This window comes from Oleiphilus sp. HI0043, assembly GCF_001634935.1.
Genome location: NZ_LWEY01001953.1, coordinates 1 through 819, shown reverse-complemented (window position 1 = coordinate 819; position 819 = coordinate 1). Strand labels below are relative to the sequence as shown.

The 819-nt window shown below is 42.7% G+C and carries 1 protein-coding gene; it reads left to right on the top strand.

Annotated features, from left to right (window positions below):
- The coding region (locus A3729_RS30215; RefSeq protein ID WP_068634585.1) for a response regulator transcription factor at positions 1-656 on the top strand (656 nt) is incomplete at its 5' end.
- Positions 657-819: the final 163 nt, after the last annotated feature.

The following is an 819-nucleotide window of genomic DNA, read 5'->3' as shown; positions in this document are numbered from 1 at the left end:
GGTTGCGTTTAAATTTGGAGCTTCAAGGTTACAAGGTGGCGTTAGCGGAAACAGGGACTTCCGGTCTAGCCTTATGGAAACAGTGGCGGCCGCATTTAATAGTCTTGGATGTGATGCTGCCCGGCATAGACGGTGTCTCTGTTCTTAAACGTATTCGCTTAGAAGATGAGCGTTTGCCAATCCTTATTCTATCAGCCAAGAATAGTGCTCAAGACAGAATTGAGGGTTTTAACCACGGTGTCGATGACTATCTTTCTAAACCCTTTAACCTAGAAGAATTCCTGTTACGAGTTGAGCGCCTTTTAAAACAAAGTAGCTGGCAAGATAATAGTATTGACGCGGCGAGTGGAAGTCAGGACCCATATAGCTTTGGCAGCAACAAAATCGACTTCCTTCAATCTGTTGCTTATTGCAAAGGGCAACAAATAAGCCTAACTGAACAAGAGCTTCGCTTGCTCAGGTTATTGATTAACAATCGTGGTAAAGCGCTGTCACGCGGAGAAATTTTAGAAGTTGCCTGGGGTTTTTCCAAAGACCTATCGACTCGTACCGTCGATAACTTTATTGTCCGTTTTCGAAAGTACTTTGAAGACGACCCTAAGAACCCCGAGTTCTTCAAAAGCCGCCGCTCTGTGGGCTACGTATTTGACCATTAAAATATCACTGATGAAGATTTTATTGCTTGTAAAGAAAGCCTACACTATTTTGTGTTAGTCTTGATGGCAAAGTAACAGACTATCGTTAAAGCTATCTGATTTTAAAGGACTTATATGAGTGTTCATTCTTTGGCGGGCCAGCCTGCACCGCAAGAAATATTAA